The sequence below is a fragment of the Chryseobacterium sp. Mn2064 genome, from assembly GCF_049319685.1.
Taxonomy (GTDB): Bacteria; Bacteroidota; Bacteroidia; order Flavobacteriales; family Weeksellaceae; genus Chryseobacterium.
In genome coordinates, this window is sequence record NZ_JBMOUE010000007.1 from 209,716 (window position 1) to 233,938 (window position 24,223).

General features: G+C 36.6%; 31 protein-coding genes and 1 tRNA gene. 14 read left to right on the plus strand and 18 right to left on the minus strand.

The features are described 5' to 3' along the window. Positions 1-18 precede the first annotated feature (18 nt). Positions 19-93: transfer RNA gene (locus ACL9RH_RS21775), tRNA-Val, on the minus strand. A 49-nt stretch (positions 94-142) separates the two neighbouring features. After that, entirely contained in the window at positions 143-1,387 is a 1,245-nt protein-coding gene (locus tag ACL9RH_RS21780) for a bifunctional folylpolyglutamate synthase/dihydrofolate synthase (protein ID WP_422695438.1), read from the minus strand. 183 nt (positions 1,388-1,570) lie between these two features. Between ACL9RH_RS21780 and ACL9RH_RS21785 the strand changes: the two genes are divergently transcribed. The 6 genes from ACL9RH_RS21785 to ACL9RH_RS21810 all read left to right on the plus strand — a co-directional run bounded on the left by ACL9RH_RS21785 (position 1,571) and on the right by ACL9RH_RS21810 (position 6,260). Further along, the gene (locus ACL9RH_RS21785; RefSeq protein WP_422695439.1) at positions 1,571-2,911 is read left to right on the plus strand and encodes a TolC family protein; all 1,341 of its coding nucleotides are present in this window, start codon (positions 1,571-1,573) and stop codon (positions 2,909-2,911) included. Between the two features lies 1 nt (position 2,912). After that, positions 2,913-3,503 (plus strand): SprT-like domain-containing protein, encoded by a 591-nt coding sequence (locus tag ACL9RH_RS21790; protein WP_422695440.1) that lies wholly within the window; start codon positions 2,913-2,915, stop codon positions 3,501-3,503. A 2-nt stretch (positions 3,504-3,505) separates the two neighbouring features. Continuing rightward, positions 3,506-4,588 (plus strand): mannose-1-phosphate guanylyltransferase, encoded by a 1,083-nt coding sequence (locus ACL9RH_RS21795; RefSeq protein WP_422695441.1) that lies wholly within the window; start codon positions 3,506-3,508, stop codon positions 4,586-4,588. A gap of 34 nt (positions 4,589-4,622) precedes the next feature. Continuing rightward, the gene (locus ACL9RH_RS21800) at positions 4,623-5,285 is read left to right on the plus strand and encodes a hypothetical protein (protein ID WP_422695442.1); all 663 of its coding nucleotides are present in this window, start codon (positions 4,623-4,625) and stop codon (positions 5,283-5,285) included. Then, complete coding sequence (locus ACL9RH_RS21805; protein ID WP_422695443.1) at positions 5,254-5,787, plus strand: GNAT family N-acetyltransferase; 534 nt, start codon at positions 5,254-5,256, stop codon at positions 5,785-5,787. Before ACL9RH_RS21800 ends, ACL9RH_RS21805 begins: the two co-directional genes overlap by 32 nt. A 71-nt stretch (positions 5,788-5,858) precedes the next feature. Next, complete coding sequence (locus ACL9RH_RS21810) at positions 5,859-6,260, plus strand: immunity 22 family protein (protein ID WP_422695444.1); 402 nt, start codon at positions 5,859-5,861, stop codon at positions 6,258-6,260. Between the two features lie 92 nt (positions 6,261-6,352). Here ACL9RH_RS21810 and bcp read toward each other — a convergent pair whose 3' ends face one another. After that, a complete protein-coding gene (gene bcp, locus ACL9RH_RS21815; RefSeq protein ID WP_422695445.1) occupies positions 6,353-6,802 on the minus strand; it encodes a thioredoxin-dependent thiol peroxidase in 450 nt (149 codons plus the stop codon). A gap of 33 nt (positions 6,803-6,835) precedes the next feature. Between bcp and ACL9RH_RS21820 the strand changes: the two genes are divergently transcribed. Further along, complete coding sequence (locus tag ACL9RH_RS21820) at positions 6,836-7,456, plus strand: endonuclease III domain-containing protein (RefSeq protein ID WP_422695446.1); 621 nt, start codon at positions 6,836-6,838, stop codon at positions 7,454-7,456. Between the two features lie 101 nt (positions 7,457-7,557). Here ACL9RH_RS21820 and ACL9RH_RS21825 read toward each other — a convergent pair whose 3' ends face one another. The 4 genes from ACL9RH_RS21825 to ACL9RH_RS21840 are packed head-to-tail and all read right to left on the minus strand — an operon-like array spanning position 7,558 to position 10,378. Beyond that, positions 7,558-8,004, minus strand: coding sequence for a DinB family protein (locus ACL9RH_RS21825; protein WP_422695447.1), 447 nt, complete (start codon positions 8,002-8,004; stop codon positions 7,558-7,560). A 1-nt stretch (position 8,005) separates the two neighbouring features. After that, complete coding sequence (locus ACL9RH_RS21830; RefSeq protein ID WP_422695448.1) at positions 8,006-8,407, minus strand: hypothetical protein; 402 nt, start codon at positions 8,405-8,407, stop codon at positions 8,006-8,008. A gap of 36 nt (positions 8,408-8,443) precedes the next feature. Then, entirely contained in the window at positions 8,444-8,575 is a 132-nt protein-coding gene (locus ACL9RH_RS21835; protein ID WP_422695449.1) for a hypothetical protein, read from the minus strand. Between the two features lie 6 nt (positions 8,576-8,581). Continuing rightward, positions 8,582-10,378, minus strand: a complete 1,797-nt coding sequence (locus ACL9RH_RS21840) for a DUF885 domain-containing protein (RefSeq protein WP_422695450.1) — start codon at positions 10,376-10,378, stop codon at positions 8,582-8,584. Positions 10,379-10,546: 168 nt separating this feature from the next. Here ACL9RH_RS21840 and ACL9RH_RS21845 point away from each other — a divergent pair, with 168 nt between their 5' ends. From ACL9RH_RS21845 to ACL9RH_RS21860, 4 genes are all read left to right on the plus strand, one after another. Then, positions 10,547-11,008, plus strand: a complete 462-nt coding sequence (locus tag ACL9RH_RS21845; protein WP_422695451.1) for a hypothetical protein — start codon at positions 10,547-10,549, stop codon at positions 11,006-11,008. A gap of 174 nt (positions 11,009-11,182) precedes the next feature. Further along, complete coding sequence (locus tag ACL9RH_RS21850; protein WP_422695452.1) at positions 11,183-11,887, plus strand: MotA/TolQ/ExbB proton channel family protein; 705 nt, start codon at positions 11,183-11,185, stop codon at positions 11,885-11,887. A 9-nt stretch (positions 11,888-11,896) separates the two neighbouring features. After that, a complete protein-coding gene (locus tag ACL9RH_RS21855; protein WP_422695453.1) occupies positions 11,897-12,295 on the plus strand; it encodes an ExbD/TolR family protein in 399 nt (132 codons plus the stop codon). Positions 12,296-12,331: 36 nt separating this feature from the next. Then, positions 12,332-13,216, plus strand: coding sequence for a ferric siderophore ABC transporter substrate-binding protein (locus ACL9RH_RS21860; RefSeq protein WP_422695454.1), 885 nt, complete (start codon positions 12,332-12,334; stop codon positions 13,214-13,216). A gap of 15 nt (positions 13,217-13,231) precedes the next feature. Here ACL9RH_RS21860 and ACL9RH_RS21865 read toward each other — a convergent pair whose 3' ends face one another. The 9 genes from ACL9RH_RS21865 to ACL9RH_RS21905 all read right to left on the minus strand — a co-directional run bounded on the left by ACL9RH_RS21865 (position 13,232) and on the right by ACL9RH_RS21905 (position 20,917). Beyond that, positions 13,232-13,624 carry a hypothetical protein gene (locus tag ACL9RH_RS21865; protein ID WP_422695455.1) on the minus strand — a complete coding sequence of 131 codons (393 nt, stop codon included), beginning with the start codon at positions 13,622-13,624 and terminating at the stop codon, positions 13,232-13,234. Between the two features lie 67 nt (positions 13,625-13,691). Further along, positions 13,692-15,095, minus strand: coding sequence for a nucleoside recognition domain-containing protein (locus ACL9RH_RS21870; protein WP_422695456.1), 1,404 nt, complete (start codon positions 15,093-15,095; stop codon positions 13,692-13,694). Positions 15,096-15,399: 304 nt separating this feature from the next. Next, positions 15,400-15,909, minus strand: coding sequence for a DUF6973 domain-containing protein (locus ACL9RH_RS21875; protein WP_422695457.1), 510 nt, complete (start codon positions 15,907-15,909; stop codon positions 15,400-15,402). 55 nt (positions 15,910-15,964) lie between these two features. Beyond that, the gene (gene accD, locus ACL9RH_RS21880) at positions 15,965-16,819 is read right to left on the minus strand and encodes an acetyl-CoA carboxylase, carboxyltransferase subunit beta (protein ID WP_343660522.1); all 855 of its coding nucleotides are present in this window, start codon (positions 16,817-16,819) and stop codon (positions 15,965-15,967) included. A 91-nt stretch (positions 16,820-16,910) separates the two neighbouring features. Beyond that, positions 16,911-17,981, minus strand: coding sequence for a class II fructose-bisphosphate aldolase (fbaA, locus tag ACL9RH_RS21885; RefSeq protein ID WP_422695458.1), 1,071 nt, complete (start codon positions 17,979-17,981; stop codon positions 16,911-16,913). A 70-nt stretch (positions 17,982-18,051) separates the two neighbouring features. Then, positions 18,052-18,918 carry an NAD kinase gene (locus tag ACL9RH_RS21890; RefSeq protein WP_422695459.1) on the minus strand — a complete coding sequence of 289 codons (867 nt, stop codon included), beginning with the start codon at positions 18,916-18,918 and terminating at the stop codon, positions 18,052-18,054. A gap of 1 nt (position 18,919) precedes the next feature. Continuing rightward, a complete protein-coding gene (locus ACL9RH_RS21895) occupies positions 18,920-19,573 on the minus strand; it encodes a CBS domain-containing protein (protein WP_422695460.1) in 654 nt (217 codons plus the stop codon). Between the two features lie 187 nt (positions 19,574-19,760). Continuing rightward, the gene (locus tag ACL9RH_RS21900; protein ID WP_422695461.1) at positions 19,761-20,291 is read right to left on the minus strand and encodes an RNA methyltransferase; all 531 of its coding nucleotides are present in this window, start codon (positions 20,289-20,291) and stop codon (positions 19,761-19,763) included. Positions 20,292-20,296: 5 nt separating this feature from the next. Next, positions 20,297-20,917, minus strand: a complete 621-nt coding sequence (locus ACL9RH_RS21905) for a toxin-antitoxin system YwqK family antitoxin (RefSeq protein WP_422695462.1) — start codon at positions 20,915-20,917, stop codon at positions 20,297-20,299. 54 nt (positions 20,918-20,971) lie between these two features. Here ACL9RH_RS21905 and ACL9RH_RS21910 point away from each other — a divergent pair, with 54 nt between their 5' ends. Further along, on the plus strand, positions 20,972-21,571 hold the full coding sequence (locus tag ACL9RH_RS21910; protein WP_422695463.1) for a hypothetical protein: 600 nt from the start codon (positions 20,972-20,974) through the stop codon (positions 21,569-21,571). 12 nt (positions 21,572-21,583) lie between these two features. Here the strand turns inward: ACL9RH_RS21910 and ACL9RH_RS21915 are convergent, their stop codons facing one another. After that, the gene (locus ACL9RH_RS21915; RefSeq protein WP_422695464.1) at positions 21,584-22,480 is read right to left on the minus strand and encodes a bestrophin family protein; all 897 of its coding nucleotides are present in this window, start codon (positions 22,478-22,480) and stop codon (positions 21,584-21,586) included. Positions 22,481-22,568: 88 nt separating this feature from the next. On the opposite strand from ACL9RH_RS21915, the gene ACL9RH_RS21920 reads away from it, so the two are divergent. Next, on the plus strand, positions 22,569-22,730 hold the full coding sequence (locus ACL9RH_RS21920; protein WP_422695465.1) for a hypothetical protein: 162 nt from the start codon (positions 22,569-22,571) through the stop codon (positions 22,728-22,730). A 153-nt stretch (positions 22,731-22,883) separates the two neighbouring features. Beyond that, positions 22,884-23,759 carry a cupin-like domain-containing protein gene (locus ACL9RH_RS21925; RefSeq protein ID WP_422695466.1) on the plus strand — a complete coding sequence of 292 codons (876 nt, stop codon included), beginning with the start codon at positions 22,884-22,886 and terminating at the stop codon, positions 23,757-23,759. A gap of 189 nt (positions 23,760-23,948) precedes the next feature. Here ACL9RH_RS21925 and ACL9RH_RS21930 read toward each other — a convergent pair. Beyond that, positions 23,949-24,223 (minus strand): GNAT family N-acetyltransferase (locus tag ACL9RH_RS21930; protein ID WP_422695467.1); only part of this gene is annotated, 275 nt, incomplete at its 5' end.

Here is a 24,223-nt window from a genome sequence, read left to right on the forward strand (position 1 = left end):
AAAAAAGAGAGATTTCTGTGGGTCCTGAGGGATTCGAACCCCCGACCCTCTGGGTGTAAACCAGATGCTCTGAACCAACTGAGCTAAGAACCCTCTAGACTTTGTTATTGTTTCCTCGTTTAGAGTGGTGCAAATATACAACTTATTCTTTACACTCCAAATTTTTTTCTAAAAAATCTCCCACTACAAAATTACTTCCGCCAATAAAAATCATTTCTTCGTTTGTACATCGTTCTTTTGCAGCTAGATACGCTTCCTGTACAGAATTGAAAATTTTATAAAAAATTTTCGCCTCCTGAAGTAGATTTTCATAATCTTCGGGGTGTCTTCCCCTGTTGATGGATGGTTTTGCAAAATAGAACTCAGAATTACCAGGAAGTAAACCCATCACTTCATCTATCTTTTTATCATTAACAAACCCCAAAATGACGTGCTTGTGTCTGTCAATAGAATTTAATTGTGAAAAAACATATTCCAAACCTGCCTGGTTATGTCCCGTATCGCAAATGGTAAGAGGCTCTTTTGAAAATTCAAACCAACGGCCAATGAATCCTGTATTTTGATGAACGTTCAATAATCCTTTTTCCACGTTTTGATTGGAAACGGATATCTGTAATTTCTTCATCTCTTCAATGATGGCCAGAACAACCCGGATGTTTTTCTTCTGATAATTTCCTTTAAGATCAGACTCAAGATCACTTTGGAGTAAAGTAGCGTCTATAAAAGGGGCATCTTCCTTAGCTGCTTTAGCTCTGATAATATTTTTTACAGCCTCAGTATCGTCCCCGGAAATAATAGGAACATTATTTTTTACAATCCCTGCTTTTTCTGTGGCAATTTCTTCAATCGTGTCTCCTAAGATATTCTGGTGATCCAGCTGAACATTGGTAATGGCTGAAATTAAAGGGTTAATAATATTGGTTGAATCCAATCTTCCGCCCAATCCGACTTCAATAATGGCAAAATCTACCTGTTGCTGATAGAAGTATTCAAAAGCCATAATGGTCGTGAATTCAAAAAATGAAGGACGGATCTCTTCCGGAATACTTTTCAGCTTTTGAATAAAGTCATATACAAACTCTTTATTGCAGTTTTTGCCGTTTACCTTAATACGTTCTGTAAAATCAATAAGGTGTGGGGAGTTGTATAATCCTACTTTATAGCCTTCTTCCTGAAGAACTGAGGCCAGCATATTGCTAGAAGAACCCTTCCCGTTGGTACCGCCAATGTGAATACATTTGATCTTATCCTGTGGATTTCCAAAGAAAGTACATAGCTTGGTTATATTATCTAATCCAGGTTTATAAGCCTTTTGCCCATCAATCTGATAGTTGGGCATCTGTACGAAAAGCCAGTCGATAGCTTCCTGATATTGTTCGTTTGTCATGGTGCAAAATTCCCAAAAGTTTTTTTAAAATAAAATATAATTTTTCAATCTGTAACTTTTTTATATTTAATTCGTCTAATATGGAAAAATCTTAATATGAAATCGCTCTGATTTGTAAGGACAAATATAGACGAAGATGAAGTGATTCCATATGACCATTAAAAATCAAATAAACATATACATATGAAAAAAGTTTGGATTATCGTTTTTGGATTGGGATATCTGGGTTTAAGCGCTCAGAAGAAGTGGTCCTTAAGAGAATGTGTAAGCTATGCAGTGGAGCATAATCTTCAGGTTATCCAAAATCAATATAACAAACAATCACAGGATGCCAGCCTTAAAATTGCCAAAAAAGGGTATTTACCTACCGTTTCGGGAAGCTTAGGGAATACGGTCAGCTTTGGACAAACGTCTTTCGGTACGGGAAGTTTAAGAAATGACCGATTCAGTAATAATGCAAGTCTTGGGGCAGATATCTTGGTGTATAACAACGGCAGACTGGAAAAAACAGTGAGAAAAAGCCAGTATGATCTGGAAGCAAGCCTTTATGATGTAGAAACCATCAAAAATGATATCTCTTTACAGATTGCACAGCAGTATCTCACGACTTTGCTGAATAAAGAAATTGTAAAAATCTCTGAAAGTGCGGTAAGCAATGCTCAGAAGCAGTTTGACAGAGCTAAAATAACGACCAATGTAGGAACAACGGCTCAGACTGTTTTGGCAGAAGCCGAAGCAGCTTTGGCTAGAGAAAAGCAGAACCTGAAAACTGCGGAGGTAAATGTAGGGCGTAGTTTATTTGCTTTGGTTCAGCTTTTACAGTTATCAGAGTATAAAGATTTTGATGTGGAAGATGTGTATGTTTCCGATCAGTTGTCTCCGGAACTTAAATCTGTAGATGAGGTTTTAACAATTGCATACCAGTCTCAGCCGCAGATAAAAGCTGCACAAAGCAGAATCAATTCTGCAGAAGCTCAAACAGAGGTTTCCAAAACGGCTTTCTGGCCTACTGTTACGGCAAGTGCAGGCGTTGGGACATTCTATAACAACCTCTTAAATACGGATAATATTGGAAATGAACTTATTTATATTAAAGAAAAAGGTTTTTTCCAACAGTATAAAGATAACTTCGGACAACAGGCGAGTCTTTCTGTAAATATTCCTATCTTTAATAAAGGAATCACTAAATTGCAGGTAGAACAGTCCAGAATAAACGAAAGTCTTGCTAAAAACACATTAGAGCAGCAGAAGCAGACAGTAAGACAAAATGTACAGAAAGCTCAGTTTGATGCTGATGCCAATTACGAAAATTATCTGGCAGCCGTAGAAGCTGAAAAAAGCTCAAAACTGGCTCTTGATTTTGCAGACAAAAGTTATGCGGCAGGGAGAACTACAATTTATGATGTGAATGTAGCAAGAAATAATTATGCAAATGCACAGGGATCAGTAGCGCAGGCGAAATATAATTATCTATTCAGTCTTAAACTATTGAATTTCTATGCAGGAATTCCATTAAGTTTATAAAATGTCTATTCAATCTTTAGAAAAATATTTACCTCAAAATACACTTAAATGCTTAAGTATATGGTTTTCAGATTACTATATCCATATAAAAGTTACACGAAACAGAAACTCCAAACTGGGAGATTACAGAAAACTTCCGGATAATTCTCACGAAATTACCGTTAATTCTACATTGACTCCCCAGCTCTTTTTCTTTGTACTTACCCATGAACTGGCTCATCTGATTGCTTTTGAAAAATATGGACGCAGAATTTCCCCCCATGGTAATGAGTGGAAAGAAACCTTCAGAAATATGCTTCTTGAAAGCCTCGAAGTGTATGACGAAGATCTGAAGCCTATTATCATCAGGTTTTCAAAATCACCAAAGGCTAACTTTATGGCCAGCCCCGATCTGGTAAGGTATTTTCATACTGAGAAACAAGATGATAGCTTACAGTTTATAGAAGAACTTCAAAAGGGTGAATTTTTTATGTATCGCAACGAAAAGTATTTATTCGAAGGTCTGGTTAAAAAAAACTATCTTTGTCAGAACCTGGCTACTGGAAGGAAGTATTCTTTCAAACCATTGGCTAGGGTAGAAAAATGTAGCTAAGAATGTCAAAATCAGATAGATACTGTGTAATAATGGCGGGAGGAATCGGGAGCCGATTCTGGCCAATGAGTACGCAGAAATTTCCAAAACAGTTTCAGGATATTTTAGGAACCGGGCGCACCATGATTCAGCAAACTTATGACAGAATCAGCAAGGTAATTCCTAAAGAGCATATATTCGTGATCACGAATAAGGAATATGTTGCTCTTTCCCATCAACAGCTTCCGGAAATTCCTGAAGAAAATATTGTGGGAGAGCCTCTTATGAAAAATACAGCAGCTTGTAACCTTTACATGGCTAACAAAATTGCTGAAATAAATCCGGATGCTACTATGATTGTGCTGCCGGCCGACCATCTTATTCTTAAAGAAGATGTGTTTTTGGAGAAAGTAGAACTGGCCTTTGATGTCGCTTCTAAGCATGATTATCTGGTAACCCTTGGGATTACTCCTACAAGACCTGATACGGGCTATGGCTATATTCAGTTTGTAGAAAAAAAGGGATCAGAATACTTTAAAGTAAAAACATTTACCGAAAAACCTATTCTTGAAATTGCACAAAGCTTTTTAGAGAGTGGAGACTTCCTTTGGAATGCCGGTATATTTGTTTGGAATGTGAAAAGCATTCACCATGCTTTTGATATGTATCTTCCTGAAATGATGCAACACTTTATGGCTTGTGAATACAATTCTGAGAAAGAAAACAGCTGTATTGAAACCATTTATCCTAAAGTTCAGAAAATTTCTATCGATAACGGAATTTTAGAAAAAGCCAAAAATGTATATGTAATTCCTTCCGATCTTGGATGGAGCGATCTTGGAACATGGACTTCCGTTTATGAAAACACCGAAAAAGATGAAGACGGAAATGCCGTAAAATTGAAACACCTGTTGGCGTACAATTCAAAAGGAAATATTATCCGCCTGAAAAACAGCAATAAAGCCGTTATCATCGACGGGCTTGAGAATTATATTGTTGTAGATACAGATAAAGCTCTTCTTATTTGTCCTCGTGACAATGATCAACTGATCAAAGATTATGTTCTTGACCTGAAAAGTTTCAAGAAAGGAGAGAAGTTTATGTAAAAAATTTGGTATATTTTCTGCTGATTTTTAAATTATGATTAAAACTGCCACCCGACTTACCGTGCTTACCGCTTTATTTTTTGCAACTCTTGGATATTCTCAGGAGAAAAAGAAATTGGCAAGTATTTCAGGTATTTTGCAGCAGATTGATCCTGATAGTAAGGTAGATTCGTGGGTATTGGTATACAATAGCTACGGAAAAGGACAGGAAATAAAGACTGCGGGAAAAGTAAATTATACCCCTCAGTTTTCAGGTTTTAACCTGTTTCCCAGTGAAGACAGTTTTTACTATATCGCTTATTCAGAAGGAGGAAAGGTAAACTATGTGCTTGATTTGGAAGGGCTGAAGAAGTTTGTCGGAAAGATTAATAATGCACAAGAAGCCGCTGTAGTACTCTCTGCTGATGGTTATATGGTGGATGAGGAATTCACCGATCTTGCAGGTAATTATCACGAAGACAAAACAAATTATTACCTTGATCTTGGAAAAGTAACGTCAAAGGAATGTCCTTATCAGAAAACACATTATACCTTGACTGTTAATAAAGCTACAGGCACTGTAAGTCATGTAAAAGATAATGGTACCTATATTGAGCTTTATAATAAGAAATGTGCTAATAATCCGAGACTTTTAAAAATCGAAAAAAAGGAAGAACCCAAAAAAGATGAGCTCAAAAAAACACCCAAGCGCAGATAATACTTATGAGACAGAACGATTGATACTTCGCCCGATGTCTCGCGAAGACAGAGATTTTGTTTTCGAATTGTATAACAGACCCAAATTTATTCAACATATCGGTAATCGGAATGTAAATACCCCTGAAGATGCTGAAAACTATATCCTCAACAGATTTGCACCCCAAATTGAAAAACTGGGATTCGGGAACTATCTTTTAATTACTAAGGAGGGAAACGAAAAAATAGGAGCTGTTGGAATCTTCCAAAGGGAAGGATTGGATGTTGTAGATATCGGCTACTCTCTATTAGAAGAGTTTGAAGGGAAAGGATATGCTTTTGAGGCCGCTCAGAAGGTGAAATCTATTGGAATGGATGATTTTGGGCTATCAAAAATTTCCGCTATTATTTCAAAAGATAATGTGTCTTCCCAAAAGCTGATTGAAAAATTGGGACTGAAATTCAAAAATCATGTAACACTTCCCGGTGAAACCGAAGAATTGAATTACTACGAAACCGAATAACGCATTCGTAATAAGTATTTTAGCATAGCGTTTTGCTTTATTAAAAAGTACTCCACAACAATAATGATAAGATGGAAAAGAATAATAAAATTCATCTTTGGATAGGCACAACCTTTAAGCCGGAAGAAGAATATCAGAAATATTTTGAGCTCGACTATTCGACAGAAGGGGATTTTGACAATCCTAAGTACAAATTGTGCGAGTTTTGTAAGGATATTGGAAAAGTTTGGTATGATCAGGATTTTATAGGGATCATTCCAAGGTTTGAGGAAGAGGTTTCTCTTGACGAAATCCTGGAAGAATCATCAACAGATCCTGAAGAATGGGATTCCATTAAGGATTTTTGCCATCAGAACGGAATCGAAAAAGCCAATGCTGTATTTTGGTATGCTGATGGAGATTTAGTTGTTCCAAAACCCTATAGAACAGCATATAACGGGTTACAATACATTGGGATGTTTGAAGGAGATTAAACCAGGATCTAGGTGGATACCCATATTTTCACAAATGCAACGTACTGTACGTTGTATTTGTGAAAATAGTGTGATACCCCGGTAAGAATTGATTATCCCTCCAGAATTTGTTCTGCTGCTGTTTTAGACGTTACCTTTTCAATAACTCTTGTACAGATACCGTTTTCATCAAAAATAAAGGTTGTTCTTACAATTCCCATATAGGTTTTTCCAAACGTTTTTTTCTCCTGCCAAACTCCAAATTTTTCTATGATATCACGGCTCTCGTCAGCAATAAGATCATAAGGAAAAGCAAACTTACTGTGAAAATTCTTTTGCTTTTTTATAGAATCTCCGCTTATTCCCAACAACTGAAATCCGGCTTCTTCTAACTTAGAATAATTATCGCTCAGGTTACAGGCTTCTACGGTACATGTTGGTGTACTGGCCTGCGGATAGAAGAAAACAACCAGCTTTTTTCCGATCAACTGTGATGAGGTTACAGTTCCTCCATCTTGATTTATACCTTCAAATTCAGGTAATTTGTCTCCAACTTTCAGCATAATAATTTAATTTTGTTCAAATTTAAGGGTTACATGACAAAAAAGCAAAGAGCTGAGCTCGTTCAGATAGAATTGGATAAATTATATCCTACAACACCTATTCCGCTGGATCATACCGATCCATATACATTGATGGTTGCCGTGGCACTCTCTGCACAAACCACAGATAAAAAAGTAAACCAGGTTACGCCTGAGCTTTTTGCGGTAGCCGGAACTCCTCAAAGAATGGCCAAGTTGGAAGAATATCAAATCAAAGAACTGATTAAAGAAATAGGACTTTCCAATACAAAAGCGAAGAATTTGAAAAGAATGGCAGAATTGCTGTTGGAAAGACATGATGGTATTGTTCCTCAAACTTACGAAGAACTGGAAGCTTTGCCAGGAGTAGGGCATAAAACGGCTTCTGTAGTAATGAGCCAGGGGTTTGGATTTCCTGCATTTCCTGTAGATACTCATATTCATCGTCTGATGACCCAATGGAAGCTTACTTCAGGTAAAAATGTAGTGGAAACCGAGCGCGATGCGAAGAAGCTATTCCCTGAAGATGTTTGGAATAAGCTGCACCTTCAGATTATTTTCTATGGAAGAGAGTATTCTCCGGCAAGAGGAAAAGGAGAGAAGGATTTCATTACGAAAATGATGTTTGAAAAGTAATTTTTTATTAAAAAAAGATCATTCAAATCTGAAAAATGATTGAATTATATACGCTGTCGGGCTTTTAAACCTTGGCAGCGTATACAATTCATACAAGAGAATTAAGCATCCAATAACCTTCTATGGTAGTTGATTTGCCCCAGATGATAATCCAGATGGGCTACAAGATGAATTAGGAAATAATCAGTAGTCATCGTACTTTCAAAAACAACCAATGGATATTCTTTTTTAAGATCTTCCTCGGAAAGTTGAGGAAGTACAGCATCTATCATTGTAGCAGTGGCTTCAACTTTTTCAATAAGTTCTGCTCTTGGAATGTTTTTGAGGGAAAATTCCAGGTCACGGTGTCTTTCATATCCCGTATTTCCCAGGTGTGTTCCAATAAAATGGTTGATGTTTCCTACCAAATGAAGGCAGAGATTGCCCGCAGAATTGGCTATGTTTTTATCAATTACCCATAGGGTTTCTTCATTTTTATAGGCTTCTATCTCTTTTTTTAACTGATTCAAATCTCTGTTGAAAAGAGATCTTAGGCTTTCTGTGATCATATCAATTTTTTTGTATCGTTGTTTTAAAATATCCTCTAAAGTGTTTATAAACTAAACTGTCAATCTTGCATTTATAATCTATGAAGCCATAAATACTGTCGTTTTTATTGAACTTATTGGTGTTTAGAACCAGTTTCTGCTCCAAAACTTTTGATTTTATGAATTTTTTTTCTCTCTTTAGGGTACTGGGATCAATATCCTTTATATAAAATTGGCTGTTGAATACCTTTACCAGAACTCCGTTTCCAAAATATCCATTATCATTGTTCAGCAGGATACTTAAAGTGTCATTCTCATATTGGGCACTACACTTATAATCATTAAACAGAAACGAACCTTTAAGGGGGCCGTCATAATAAAATGCGTGCTGAACGATATAAGCTGTTCTAGTATAGCTTTCCACCACTTCGCTATTAAACAATTTCAGTTCAGGATGCTTTTAAAGAAGCTGTACAGTGTCATTCGCAGGTAACCTCCGGTCAACGACAACGATAAACGTTTCATACTTCTGTTCTTTTTGGCAGCCCACACAGGTCAGTAAAATAGTGGTGAAAAACAAAAATAGTTTCATAAGAAACTATTTTTGTTTTTTAGCCCAAAGCTCCATTTTTCTGTTTAAAACATCCAATGGAAGACATCCCTGGCTTAATACTTCATCATGGAAGCTTGCCAGATTAAATTTATTGCCAAGCTCTTGCTGATATTTTTCTCTCAGTTCACGGATTCTTAAGGATCCAATTTTATAGCCTAGCGCCTGTCCCGGCATCGCCATATATCTTTCCACTTCCGCTACTGCTGATCCTTCATCATAAGAGATATTGCTTAGGAAATATTTGATCGCTTCTTCTCTCGACATTTTCCCTGTATGAATACCTGTATCTACAACCAATCTTACCGCTCTCAGCATCTGATCACTTAAATATCCCATTTTCTGATAGGGATCTGTATACAAGCCAAACTCAGGACCTAATGTCTCACAATAATGTGCCCATCCTTCACCGTAAGCTCCAAACCATCCGAATCTCATGAATTTGGGAAGTTGGGTATTTTCCTGCTGAAGAGAAACCTGGTAATGATGGCCTGGGATTGCTTCATGAAGGAATAGAGACTCCATTCCTGAAGTAACATTGAACTTGGTAGGGTCAGGAAGCGGAACATAAAATATCCCCGGTCTTTTCCCGTCAGGAGTTCCCGGCATATATTCCGCACTCGCACTGGCCTCTCTGAATTTTTCCGTCTGTCTGATCTCAAACTTTGTTTTTGGAGTTACATTGAACATGGTTTTCAGCTTAGGAGTAATTTTCGTTAGAATGCTGTTGAAACCATTCAAAACATCTTTAGACGTTTTATAAGGCATAGCTTTAGGATCGGTTTTCACGAAGGTGATAAATTCTTCCAGTGTTCCGGTGAAGCCTACCTGCTGTTTAACCTTTTCCATTTCTGCCCGAAGCATAGCCACTTGTTGCTGTCCAATTTTATTGATCTCCTCAGGTGATTTTTTAGTCGTTGTCCAGCTTTTTACGTAATATCCATAGATTTCATTTCCGTTGGGAAGGCTGTTGTACCCATCAGTGTCTCTTGCTTTTGGAAGGTATTCTTTTTCTAAAAATACTCCCATTTTAGTATAAGCAGGAATAATTTTTTTAGTAATAGCCTCTTTGTAAAGAGCAGAAAATTTATCTTTCTGAGCCTGTGTGAAACTTTTTGGGAAATTTTTAATTGGGCCATAGAAGATATTCTTTTCCATTTCTGGGGTGATGATCTCCTCAGCTTTCATTTGAGGAATCATTTTTACTACCAGCTTTTTAGGAAGAACAATTTTGTTATTGATACCTTCTCGGAAATTATCTGTTGCAGCATCCATCCATTCCGGGAATTTCTCCATTCTTTTCAGCCAGTCATTATAGTCTTTTTCTGTTTTGAAAGGTTGGTTTCCCTGCGCACTTCCATAAAGAGGAAAGGTAAGAGGAAGCCCTCCAAACTGAGTGAAAGGAATATATTCCGGATGATAAGCGTAGGCTTCAATTTTATCTTTTAAGGTGTAATCCAGAACGTCATACACCACTTTATCCTCATCAGATAGAGCTTTGTAATCTACCCGTTCCAATTGTTTCTGCACAGAGTTGTAGAAGGCCACTTCTCCTGAGATAAAATCTTTATCAATATTGATAGGAAGCTGGTCGTTATATCTTGTATCTCCTTGTGCTGTAGCATCTAAAGGGTATATCTTAAGATACTGCTCATAATAATTAGCCGCAATCGAATCCAGATTACTGGGAGTCACTTTGGTAAGCGGAGAATCCGTTTTTTTACAAGAAGCAAGACCGATCATCAATCCTATTCCTAAAATAGCGTTTGATAAAATTTTTTTCATTTTCAGAATCTTTATAGAACAAAAGTAAGTAATATTGGGAGATTCCGATCCATTGTATGAATTGATTTTAAAAAATAATTTTCAAAATCCTTTTAACTTTAAATCAATTTTTTATCTTTGTCTAAACGGTTTAACAATCATATTATTACAGTTCTTTTTTAAGAAAAAATGAAAGGGATTTTAAAAATTTACCATCCGGACGAAACGCTAAAATACAATATCAGAAATACTTATTGTAAGGCAGTCTACAGCAACCAGCAACATTTTTTAGAGGTTGAAATTATAACGGATGACAGTTTGGATCACGTAGATGATGATTCATTACAGTACAACTTTCCGCAGCTTTCACTAGAAATTTTCGATTTCCCTATCGAATCTGCGGAAATAGAAGGCAAAACTATTACAATCAGTGATTCTGATGAAGATACCTATACAGAAGTAGATCTTTTCGACGATGAAGAGGCGTATCTGTATGATAATGAACTTCTCTTTGAGAAAAATGAAGAAGGAGAGCTTCAGGTAATCTGGAAAGGAACCATTGACGATTTCTATACCGGATCAGACGCGCCGATTCCATTTAGATTAAAATGCGAATTCAGCCAGGATGATATTGAGGTAGACGAAGAGTAACAAAGTCTCCCAACTTTTTTATATCGAATTTCTTTTCAAAATTTCTTTTGGAAAGGATTTTGCTATTTGTATCATTGATAACAAAATTTAAGTGGTTTTTAAGCAATTTTTAAGATATCAATTCATAATATTCCACTACATTTGTCGTTGAAACTTTAATAAAATTCATATTTAATGCTGTTAACGGAACTTTCTCAGATTTTATTTGCGCAAATTGCTACACCCGTAGTTGCTACAGACAATTTAGAATTTTCATTTTGGAAGATTATGTTCCACGGAGGAGCTTTCGCTAAAATAGTGATGGTAACTGTATTGCTGTTGGGAATATTTTCTTTATATCTGTTTTTTGAAAGATTTTTCTTTATCAAAAGGCTCTCTTCAAAAACAGATTCCAATTTTATGAATAATATTGAAGACTTTATTAAAGCAGGAAAGATAGAAGCGGCTACAGATTACTGTAAAACGCAGAACTCTCCTGAGGGAAGAATTCTTGAAAAAGGAATTTCAAGATTGGGACGACCTGTTTCTGATATTGTAAGTGCTATGGAATCTCAGGCTCAGGTAGAAGTGGCCAATATGGAAAAAAATCTTAACCTTTTGGCTGTTGTACCGAGTATTGCACCTATGTTGGGGCTTTTGGGAACAGTAATCGGGATGATTATTGCTTTCTTCAACTTATCTCATGCAACAGGTTCTTTTTCTCCTAAAACACTATCAGAAGGTATTTACACTGCTTTGGGACAGACGGCGGTAGGTTTGGCGGTGGCTATTCCTGCGAATTTCTGCTACAATATCCTTTTAACAAGGATTGATAAGTTTGTATTGAAGGCACAGAATATGTCCGGAGAATTTTTAGACCTTATCAATAAACCTTTATAATTTTTTCTTATGAAAATTCAGAGAAGAAATAAAGCGAATCCGGAATTCAGTTTAGCAGCGATGACAGACGTTATCCTTTTGATGCTGATTTTCTTTATGATCACCTCGTCTGCAGCCAACCAGAGTGCTATAGATGTCAATCTGCCTAAAGCCGGTGCTACGGATGATAATATCCCAAACCCTGTAACAGTAAGTATTAAGCCTGACGGCTCATTTTTTGTGGATGATAACCCTGTCAACAAAGGAGAACTGGAGCAAGTGATTGTCAATAAACTTACTGGACAGCCGAATAAGTCTTTCACTATAAGAGCTGACGAAAATACATTGCATAAAGATGTTGTTTTCGTCATGGAAATTGCTGAAAAACATAAATTTAACATTGCTATTGCAACGGTTAAAGATAAATAACACATCCGGATTGCCGGAGAGAATTACTTTTTTAAGATGAGAAGCTACACAGCAAATAAGAACGAAGAAAATAAAGACAGAATAAAAAGTGCTCTGCTTTCTATTTTGATCTGGGCTGCCGTTTTGCTTTTTGTTTTTCTATATAAATTGAAACCTGAACTGGATAAGGAACCTGAAGTTGTAACAACAATGCTTGTCAACTTCGGAGACAACAGAAACGGAAACGGGATTGAAGAACCAGCTGAGCAACCAGGGAGTGTAGCCGCAGCAACAGAAGAAGTTACTCCAGAGCCTGCAGAAACGCCCGTTCCTGAAACCAAAACCGTTGTAAAACCGGAACCAGCTCCTGAACCTAAGAAAGCTGAAGTGAAGGAGAAAGTGATTACAGGGAATAATTCCAAAACTACGGCTCCTAAAAAAGAAGAAGCCAAAAAAGCTGAGAAAAAAGAAGCCACCAGTACAAGTGCTTCAAAAAATACTAAAAAGGCAGGAGCTGCCACAGCCAATTCTAAAACAGGAAATGGTGATGGAAAAGGAAATGCTGCCATAGGAAATCTAATTAAAGGAAGAGGAACCAAATCAGGAAGCCAGGGAACTGGTGACGGCATTGGAAATGCTGGAGATCCTTTAGGCGGTGATGGAAATGGAGACAGTAAAGTAGGAATCGACAGAAAGCTAATTGGATATATTCCCGGAACAATGGGAAGAGGAGGGGCACAACCTTCTCATAGCTGTACAGCCAGTGGATCTATTACTATTGCGTACACGGTAGATAAAGCCGGAAATGTGGTCTCAGCAAGAAGAACGGGAGGGATTTCAGACCATTGTGTGTCTTCTACCTCAGTAACCTGGGTGAAGAAATATGTAAAGGCGGAAAAAGCCAGCACATCATCCACCGGAACGTATAAAATTACCTTCTAAAAATATAAAAGCACTTTATTCAAGTGCTTTTTTTAATTCATTTATTCTGTTAATGACTGGAAGTGCAAAAATTCCGCTGGTCTGGAGATACATCTCGTAGAAGGTCTTGGCTTTGTCCTGAAAGTCTTTATTCTGATCATGTCTGCTGTTAAAATAGAATAGGTTTCCAAGCATTTCGTAATAGTCTTTACGGTCTCTTTCCTGTCTTTCGTTAACAAGGTTGATCATTTCTTCTTTACTCATAGAAGCTATTTCTGTGAAGTTCATCTTGAAGATGTCTCTCATTAAAGTATCAAAATCCAGTTCTTTCTGCATCAGACTTTCTTCAGGTTTGTCTAAAATCAGTTTTTCCAGTGCCTGGGTTAGTTGACGTATGAGTCTTAGTGTGAATTCTTTATCTGTAATCATAATGGATCTAAGGTTTTGAATTGAATGGTTAAAGTTAACTGCATCTGTATTAATCAGCAACTTTTAGTTAAGCAAAAAATAAATAAGCCAATGCAATTGAAGTGATAACACCCACCAAATCGGCCAGAAGCATAGCAATTACCGTATATCTTGTATTCTTAACGGCAACGGCACCGAAATATACTGCAATAACGTAGAACGTAGTGTCTGAACTTCCCTGAAGCACTGCTGCCAATTTTCCCTGGAAGCTGTCTGCTCCAAAAGTAGTCATTGTATCTACCATCATTCCTCTGGCTCCGGAGCCGGATAAAGGTTTGATCAAAGCTGTTGGAAGTCCATCCACAAAGCGAGGATCAAATTGAGCAACGTTTGCTACCCATTTCATCCCATCGATGATTACGTCAAAAACGCCTGAAGTTCTTAATAAAGAAATAGCGATCAGCATCCCAACCAGATAAGGAATAATCTTTACGCAAGTAGTAAAACCTTCTTTAGCACCTTCAATAAAAGCATCAAAAACATTAATTTTTTTATAAACTGCCCCCAAAACAATTGCTAAAAATATAAAGAGGATCAAGCCGTTACTTAAAACTTTGCTGAAATCGTCCAGCTCATCTTTACTTAATTTCGTTAAATACAAAACAAGCAGAGCGATAACAGCCGAAATTCCGCCAATATAGGCAATGACAACCGGTTTTAGTAAATTGATTTTCTGATAAAGAGAAACAATTATCATTGCAGCTAAAGTCGCTGCAAAAGTTGCAATCATACATGGAAGAAAAATATCTGTAGGTGTTTTGGAACCCATCGATGCACGAATTGCAATAATAGAAACAGGAATTAACGTCATTCCACCAGCATGTAAACACAGAAACATGATCTGTGAATTGCTGGCTGTATCTTTATTAGGATTTAAAGTCTGAAGACTCTCCATTGCTTTTAATCCAAAAGGTGTGGCAGCATTATCCAGACCAAGAAGATTGGCACTGAAATTCATCAGCATATGCCCAAATGCCGGATGGTTTTTAGGAATATCGGGAAACAGTTTGGAGAAAAAAGGTTGAATCAAGCGGCTTAAAAGATTAATTCCGCCAGCTTTTTCCGCAATACTCATGAATCCCATGAACAAGGTCATAATTCCGATAAGCCCAAGACAGATTTTTACGGCAGTTTCTGAAGTTCCGATAACTCCGTCTGCTTCCTGAACACGGTAAATTTTTACCTCCTGTTTTAAAGAATCCGTTGTATAATGAATTCTACTATCTGCAAAATCGTTTTTCTTCATCAGACTATCCTTCACGATAGGGGAAAGAGTATTCATTGGCTGTGATGCGATCTTGACCGTATCACCTCCTTTACCCACTACCATATCGTTGAAAATGGTTTTGTAGTGAGTTGATGAAATGTATTTTATACTGGCAATGGCAATGGCAATGATAATGAAAGCCGACCAAATTCTGCTGAGAACCATTTGATTATTTTAATTGTTTAAACTTATCAAAAATACTTTAGACCACAAAAATAACTAAAGTCTTTTGTTATTCTGTTGTGAAAGAGAATTAATGACGCATTGCCAGCTTTAGATATATTTTGGGCACAATGTCCGCAACAGGTTCTAATGGTTATGTGTAATTTTTTCGTTCGCAAAGGCTTTAGCACTAAGCAAAGAATTAGAATTAGAGAAGATTGCGGAATAAAATACCTTTACGATCAAAAAATATGCGTTAAGTTTTTAGATTTTCCTTGCGATCCCTAGCGTTTAAAATTAGAATAATTTATTCTTCAAGATAGACAAGATAGCCTTCAAAATCGTCGTCCATATTTTTCAGAACTTTGGCCTCATCCATTTTTTTGGTTAATCCATCCACAAAAAAGCTCTTTTCAAAAAACTGACGGTGAATTCCAGGTAGAAGATCCATGAAATAATCCATCCCGAACTTGTTGTTATGGAGGTCCATTTTGGTTTCCAAAGGTTGGTTTGGGAAAAGCTCTTCATGCATATCGGTCATTCTTTTACAGAATTCCAGTGCTTTTTTAGGAGATGAAACCTTGCAGCAGTACATCATGATAAAACAGCACCAAAGGGCATGTCTGAAAGCGTTTCCGATGCCGTTATTGGAGGCTGTGGCAGGAAATTTTGCCTGAGCAATAGTGTAAGCTTTCAAGGTCGCATGAAAACTCAGAATGGCAAAAAGAGGATGGGGGAGAACCAGCGATAAAAGACGGATAATCTTTTTAAAGCTCATACTCCTGATGGTATTGAAAAATATCTTAAAAGTCCTCATAAATAAAAAATCTCTCCCCAATTAGAGAGAGATTGTATTGTTTTTGTTAAAGATATTACGCTTTTACAGTTAATAAATTAACTGTTTTGGCAACAGTATCCTGGATTTCAGTTCTTTTTACGATGAAATCTACAAATCCTTTTTCCTGTAAGAATTCTGAAGTCTGGAATCCTTCTGGTAAATCTCTACCGATTGTTTCACGGATAACTCTTGGTCCCGCAAAACCGATAAGAGCTCCCGGTTCTGCCATAATGATATCAGCAGTCATTGCGAAAGAAGCTGTAATTCCTCCAAAAGTTGGGTCGCAAAGGTAAGCGATATACAACAATCCTGCTTCTGAAAGCTGTGCCAATTTAGCCTGAACTTTTGCCAACTGCATCAAAGAGTAAGTCGCTTCCTGCATTCTTGCACCTCCGGACTGACAGATAATCATATAAGGAAGTTTATGGGCAATACAGTAATCTATTGCTCTTCTGATCTTTTCTCCCATTACAGAACCTAAAGAACCACCGATGAAAGCAAAATCCATACAAGAAACTACCATTTCAGTTCCTTTTACGGTTCCTACAGCATTTCTGATAGAGTCTGTAAGTTTTGTTTTTGCTTTTACTTCTTTTAAACGGTCTTTGTAAGGCTTTGTATCTTTGAAGTTCAGGATATCAATACTTTCAACATTGGCATCCAGTTCGGTGAATTTACCGCCGTCAAAAAGGATGTCAAAAAATTCCGCACTTCCTATTCTTACATGAAATCCATCTTCAGGAGAAACATAGTTATTTCTCTTTAGTTCATCATGTTCCACAACTTTTCCGGATGGAGTCTGATGCCAAAGACCTTTGGGAACGTCCTTTTTTTCATCAGTAGAGGTGGTAATGTTTTTTGCTTTTCTTTTAAACCAGTCGAATGCCATTTTTTATGAGTATTAATGTATAAATGTAAAATGTATTAATGTAAATGCACTCTATACGAATACGACTTACATTAATACAAATCTACAGTTCTTATTTTAAAGTATTTACGTTATTTAAATCTTCAAATGCTTTTACCAATCTTGTAGAGAAAGTTTCTTCACCTTTTCTTACCCATGTTCTTGGATCGTAGAATTTCTTGTTAGGTTTTTCTTCTCCTTCAGGGTTTCCGATTTGAGATCTTAAATAATCAATATTGTTTACCATATAGTCTCTGATTCCTTCTGTATAAGCAAACTGAAGGTCAGTATCGATGTTCATTTTGATTACTCCGTAGTCGATTGCTTCTCTGATCTCTTCCAAAGTAGATCCAGAACCTCCGTGGAATACGAAGTTAACAGGTTTAGCTGCTGTTCCGAATTTCTCCTGAACATATTTCTGAGAATTGTCAAGGATTTTTGGAGTAAGAACTACGTTTCCTGGCTTGTAAACTCCGTGTACGTTACCGAAAGCGGCAGCAATAGTGAAGTTATCAGAAATAGCTTTTAATTTTTCATAAGTATACGCTATATCTTCAGGCTGAGTATATAATTTTGAGTTATCAACGTCTGAGTTGTCAACACCGTCTTCTTCTCCTCCGGTAACCCCGATTTCTACTTCAAGAGTCATCTGAAGTTTTGCCATTCTTTCGAAATATTGAGCTGAAATCTCAAGGTTTTCTTCTAAGGACTCTTCAGAAAGGTCTAACATGTGAGAAGAGTAAAGAGATTTTCCTGTTTGCTTGAAGTGTTCTTCGTTAGCATCCATTAAACCATCAATCCAAGGAAGTAATTTCTTTGCACAGTGGTCTGTATGTAGAATTACTGTTGCTCCGTAAGCCTCAGCAAGAGTATGAATGTGTTTAGCACCTGCGATAGCTCCTAAGATTGCAGACTGTTGCCCGTCATTACTTAGTCCTTTCCCTGCATTGAAAGACGCCCCACCATTTGAAAACTGAATAATTACAGGAGAGTTTAGTTTCGCTGCAGTTTCCATTACAGCGTTTATGTTGCTTGATCCAATTACGTTGACTGCAGGTAATGCAAATTTGTTTTCTTTAGCATACTGAAAGATATCAGTAACTAACTGACCTGTGGCAACTCCTGCCGGGAAAATTCTGCTCATGTTTTACGTTTTATTATAAATTTATTAGGTGTTTTAATTTCGTGTAAAGGTAATCATTTTTAAGAAATGACTAATTTCTTTTGTCTCTTCCCCAAAGAAGCTTCTGACGGATGGTTTCATAGAAACTTAAGCTGTTGGGCTGTACCAGAAGAAGTTGAAATTTTGCCTTCTTAATGATAATTTCCTTATCGGTTTCTATATGAATCAGTCGGGAGTCCAGAGAAAGGGAATATTGGGGTACACGGCTTTCCACCCGGAATTTTATTTCTACTTTATCATTTACTACTAAAGGTCTCACATTCAGATTGTGAGGAGCAATAGGAGTGATGACGAAATTTTCGTTGTTAGGAGAAATGATGGGTCCGCCACAACTCAGTGAGTAAGCAGTGGAACCTGTTGGTGTTGAAATAATTACCCCGTCTCCCCAAAATACGTTCAGAAACTCATCATTGATGTATGAGTCTACGGTGATCATGGAGGTGGTTTCTTTTCTGGAAACGGTAACGTCATTCAGTGCATAAGGAAAAAATCCTTCCAGATTGGGAGAAACGACTTCAATTACCGAACGTCGGCTTGTTTTTACATCTCCTTTTAAAATAGAATCCAGCTCTTTAAAAGCCTCTTCTTTGGTGAAAAATGCTAAAAACCCTAGTCTTCCGGTATTTACTCCTACTACAGGAATTTCAAGATCCTCGATAAAGGTAAGTGAGTTTACTATAGTTCCGTCTCCACCGAAAGTGAAGAACAGATCAACCTCTTTATCCAGAAGATCCTGTTTGGAGTTGAACGTTTCGAATATTTTTGAAAACTGAAGAGCTTCAGCCATTTCATCGTACAGAACAGATTTTACACCTCTGGTTTCAAGTTCAGAGATAAACTTGCTTAAATATAAAAAAGTATCAAGATCTTTTTTCTGAGAATATATGGCTGCCTTCATGTTATATTTCTATGAATTTTTGGAAAAAACCGAACCGGTCTTTAAACAGATCGGATTTCTCATCAGAATAATATTTTTCAACAATTCTGTAGTCGTACCGGTCAAAAGTTGAATCTATCGAGGCCAGATTTTCATTGCTGATCTTAATGGTGATATGAATCACTTCATCAGACATAAAGCTTATAAATCCCCCATAAAATTTTGAGTTGTTGCTCTCCACAATATTGGCAATCTCCGTCATGGAGTACTTTCTTGCAGGGGTTTCTATTGTAAGGATGGCTCCTGATTCTGAAAACAGCGGGTAACGGGACAAATCCTGAAAGATATCTTCACAGGTAATGTACCCCAGATATTTTTCATTTTTGTTGATCACCGGGATCACATTGGAACTGAAAGTATAAAACAGACGAATACTGTCCATAATATTATTGTCCTCCAGAATGGCAAAGCGCTCAATCTGATGTTCCAGATCCTTTAGTGTTCCTCTGTCTTCTTCATACAGAAAATCCTTGGCAATAGCTCCATAAAAATGGTGGGATTTTTTGATGAAAACATGGGAATATCCGAAATCTTCCAACATATTTCTGGCCGATTCTATAGAATCAGACAGGCTAAAACACGGGAAATCTTTTGAGATATAGTCCTTGATAAACATTGTGCTAATTTATAAAAAATTAAATGAAACTTTTTCTGAAACTACGTTTTTTTTTCGATAAAAAGAAAAAAAATGACGTTAAAATTTGTTTGTAAAGAAAAAAAAGGTACCTTTGTCGCCTTTCATTTTTACTTTTTATTAGATTTATTTCAAACTGCACTGTCTACTAACGACATATGCAGTTTTTTTATTTTAGAGCTTTTGCGAATTCCCACATCACAATTCCGGCACATACACTTACATTCAGAGAATGCTTGGTTCCAAGTTGGGGGATTTCTAAAAATACGTCAATATTGGGTAATACTTCATCACTGATTCCTTCTACTTCATTACCTAAAACCAAAGCATATTTTTTAGATCTGTCAATTGTAAAATCAGTAATAAGCTGGCTGTCGGTTGTCTGTTCAATTCCTATAATTTCATAGCCGTTGCTCTTAAGATCGGCAATTGCATTATTGGTATCTCCATCATGAGACCAGTCTACACTTTCTGTGGCTCCCAACGCTGCTTTATGAATTTCGCGGTGGGGTGGTTGCGGGGTAATTCCGCAAAGAATTATTTTTTCAATCAGAAAAGCATCAGCCGTTCTGAATGCTGCACCTACATTGTGCATGCTTCTTATATTATCTAAAATGATAACTAATGGAATTTTTTCAACCTGCTTAAATGTTTCTACATCTATTCTGTTCAGCTCTTCCAGTTTTAGTTTCTGTACCAATTGTATTATTTTGTTGAGATTAATTTTCCGTCTTTATAGACCTCTGTTTTTTCAATGCTTCCGTCTTCGCGGTAGTGAACTCTCGTTCCGTTTCTTTTATCGTTGGCGAATTCTGTTTCGCGTTGTCGTTTTCCTGATGGGTAAAGTACTTTCCATTTTCCTGTAGCCAAGCCGTTGTCATACTGTCCAATTTCTTTTACTGATTTTCCATCTTCATGGAAGGTTCTGCTTTCTCCCTGTAATTTATTGAATTTATAGTTGGATATTTCAGTGATTTTACCTGTAGGAGAGTAAAAAGTGGCGGTAAGACTATTGTCATAAATATTCTTTTCACCATTTCTGAAAGCCTCTTCAGAAGTCATGACCCCATTTTTATCGTAATAAGACCATTTTTTTACTTTGAATCCCTTTTTATACTCGCCTTTGGATTGTATTTTTCCGTTTTCGTAGTAAAAAATGGCGTCCCCTTCAAATTTTCCTTTCTTCCATTCAACGGAATTTTTTACCTGTCCGTTTTCGTAGAACTCTTTACAGGTTCCTTCCTGCAAACCGTCTTTATAACCGCAAGGTTTCTGTGCAGAAATGATGACCGAAGTGGTAAAAAATAAAAGGAAAATGTATTTCATGGCTATTTTTATTTCAAAAATAGTAAAATACTTATATTTGACTCAAAAATAGCTATGAAAAAATTATTTACTTTATTCATACTCATGATTGTTTTTGCATCATCAAAAGCTCAGAACACATACTATCCTCAAGTTTTTTTTGATAAAAAACTAGCCCGTGATATGCTGGGATTTGGAAATTCTACAATTGAAGGAGTGGCTTCTACCAAACAAAAAAACAATTGGGGCATCAAGCCATTGCTGGGCGAAAAACACTATGCACCTAAGGGAACCGTTGTGATGCTTTTTCCTGTAACTCCTTATTTTGAGGAATTTTATGACATGAGAAAAAAGTATGAAAACAAAAAAACAACAGTATATATGTCTGAAGAAGCTTTTAAGTACAGAGTGGAAGCTTTAACGGATGATCACGGTAGGTTTAAATTTGAAAAACTGAAACCTGGAAAGTATTACCTTGAAACGATTGTCAATTTTACGGCAACGGCAAGCTACCAGCAACAAACCGGAACGTCAAATGCTTATAACGGATATGGTGCTTATCTATATTCAACACCTATATATAGTACATTTTTCTACGGATATTCTGCGGCCAATAGGGAAAGTAAATTTGTAGAAATAAAACAGGATGGCGAACTCAAAGAAATCAAGCTTTAACAGCTTGATTTTTTATTTTCTGTTCATAATCTGATGTACATTCTTCTCAATATTCTGGGCTAACGTTTCCATCGGAATATCATTTTCATCATTATTGAACGGATCTTCAATTTCTTCTGCAATAAGTTCAAGGCTCATCAAAACATAATAGACAAAAACCGTAAGAGGAATCATAAAGAGCCCTATATTGATGACATATGCTATGGGTAAAGCAAAAACATACAGGATAATAAACTTCTTAATAAAAGAAGAGTAGGAGTAAGGAATAGGTGTGTTTTTAATTCTTTCACATCCTCCACATACATCCAGAAACCCTGAAAGCTGTGAATCCAGGTAGAGCATTTCGATTTCAGAAATTTTTCCTTCCTTTTTTAGCTGATTCAGTTTATGGGTCAATAGAATGATCATTTCACTTGGACCGTGATTGGTTAATGTTTTTTCGATCTCTGAGTAATCTTCATCCAAGGCCAATCTTGTAGACTCTTTAGAAAGATGCTTGGCCAGAAAGTGAGGGAAAAACTTCAGATATCTTGCAATCTGTTCCGCATCCTGACGGTTATCTCCAAGAATTGTATTGATTTTTATTGAAAAATTACGAGTGTCATTGACCAGTTTTCCCCAAAGCTTTCTACCTTCCCACCATCTGTCGTAGGCTGTATTGGTTCTGAAAACCAATAGAAGAGAAAGTACAAAACCCAACAAAGAATGGATCATTCCTACATTACTCACCCCGGATTTTGAAGTAAGATGCAGATATTCAACCTCTAAATATTGAATCCCCCAAGAATATAGTCCCACAAGGATCATACTTGGAAAAAGAATTTTTAAGGTATCACTTTTGTGTAAACTGAAAAGGATTTTAAGGAAATGCTTGGTATTGTAGACTCTCATAAATTCGCTTAATACCACAAATATAATTTTTTTTCGTTTAGCATAGGTTTATGGGAACCCGTAAAAAAAGATTCCAGGAACCTGTTTATTTTGTTTAAAAATAAAGATGGGATATTACAGAAAAGGACATTTCAAGAAAAACGGAACCTGGGTAAGCGGACATTATGTGAATACTTATGGAAGAGGGAGAAGAACAAAAAATTCGAAAGGTTGTTCCGGGGTCATTTGGGGAGGAATCATCTCTTTGCTTTTTTATCTTTTAAGATAACCGGATGATATTAACAAAAATTAAAAATCACTGTAAGTCTGTACAAACTCCTGCATCTATTGGAATACCCAATTGTATTAAAGCTTTTTCATTTTAAGAACTTTTTCATTTTTCAAAAAAATACTATTTTTATTTCACCAAAATACAAAATACATGATCCTTGAAAACGTAGATGTTGTTAATGATATCAGTAAAGAAGATTTTCAGAAAAATTATTTTAAAAAACAGAAACCTCTTTTAATCAAGAATTTCGCCAGCCGTTGGGATGCATTTGATCAATGGAATCTGGCTTATATCCGTGAAAAAGCAGGCGACCAGGAAGTGCCTCTGTATGACAATAAACCTGCAGATGCCACCAAAAGTTCTGATGCTCCCGTAATGCGTATGAAGATGAAGGATTATATCGATACGATAAAAAGCAATCCTTCTGATCTGCGAATCTTCTTCTATATTATCACCGACCGACTTCCCGAGCTTCTGAAAAACTTTACCTATCCGGATTTGGGAATGAAATTCTTCAAAAGGCTTCCCACTTTATTTTTTGGGGGAAGTGAAGCCCATGTATTAATGCACTACGATGTAGATTTGGGAGATTTTATGCATATTCATTTTGAAGGTAAAAAACGCATCCTGCTGTTTGATCAGAAACAGTCTCCTTTTTTATATAAAGTTCCTCTGTCTGTTCACACTATCTATGACGTTGATTATGAAAACCCTGACTATGAAAAATTCCCGGCACTGCAATATGCAAAAGGCTATGAAATCTTTATGGAGCATGGAGATGCGCTTTTCATTCCAGGGGCATTCTGGCACTTTAACAGGTATCTTGAACCAGGCTTTTCTCTTTCCCTAAGAGCTCTTCCCAATAAACCGAATGTTTTCGCCAACATGCTGTATCATGTTTTCATTATGCGATATACGGATAAACTGATGCGAAAGCTTTTCAAAGCCAAATGGATCAATTATAAGAAGAAATGGGCCTACAAGAAAAGCACTGAGGCTTTGGAAAAACATCTTTCTGAAAGATAAGAAGTAGAGTTTAGATAGTATTACCGCATTGAACGAAAGTTTAAAGCTTATCGGGTTATAAAGGTTCGTAAAGGCGTTTTACTCAGTGAGGAAAGCGCTTTAATTGCTAAATGAAATGCCTTTGCGAACAAAAATAAGAAGAATCAATATCAATTTTCTTTGCCTCTTAGCGTTAAATTTAGGATCAATTTATTTATTGATAAGTCCAAAAATTGTTGCGTCAACAAATTTTCCTTTTTCAAAAAAGTAATCTTTTAAAGTCCCTTCTTTGCTAAAGTTTAGAGACGATAACAATCTTTCTGAAGAAATATTGGAAGGATCAATAAAAGCATCTACCCGGTGAAGCCTCATCGTTTCAAAACCGTATGTGAGAATGGGAAGAATGGCTTCCTTCATGTAAGATTGGCGCCAGAATTTAGGATTGAGTTCGTAACCAATTTCAGCCCGGAAATGCTCACGATACC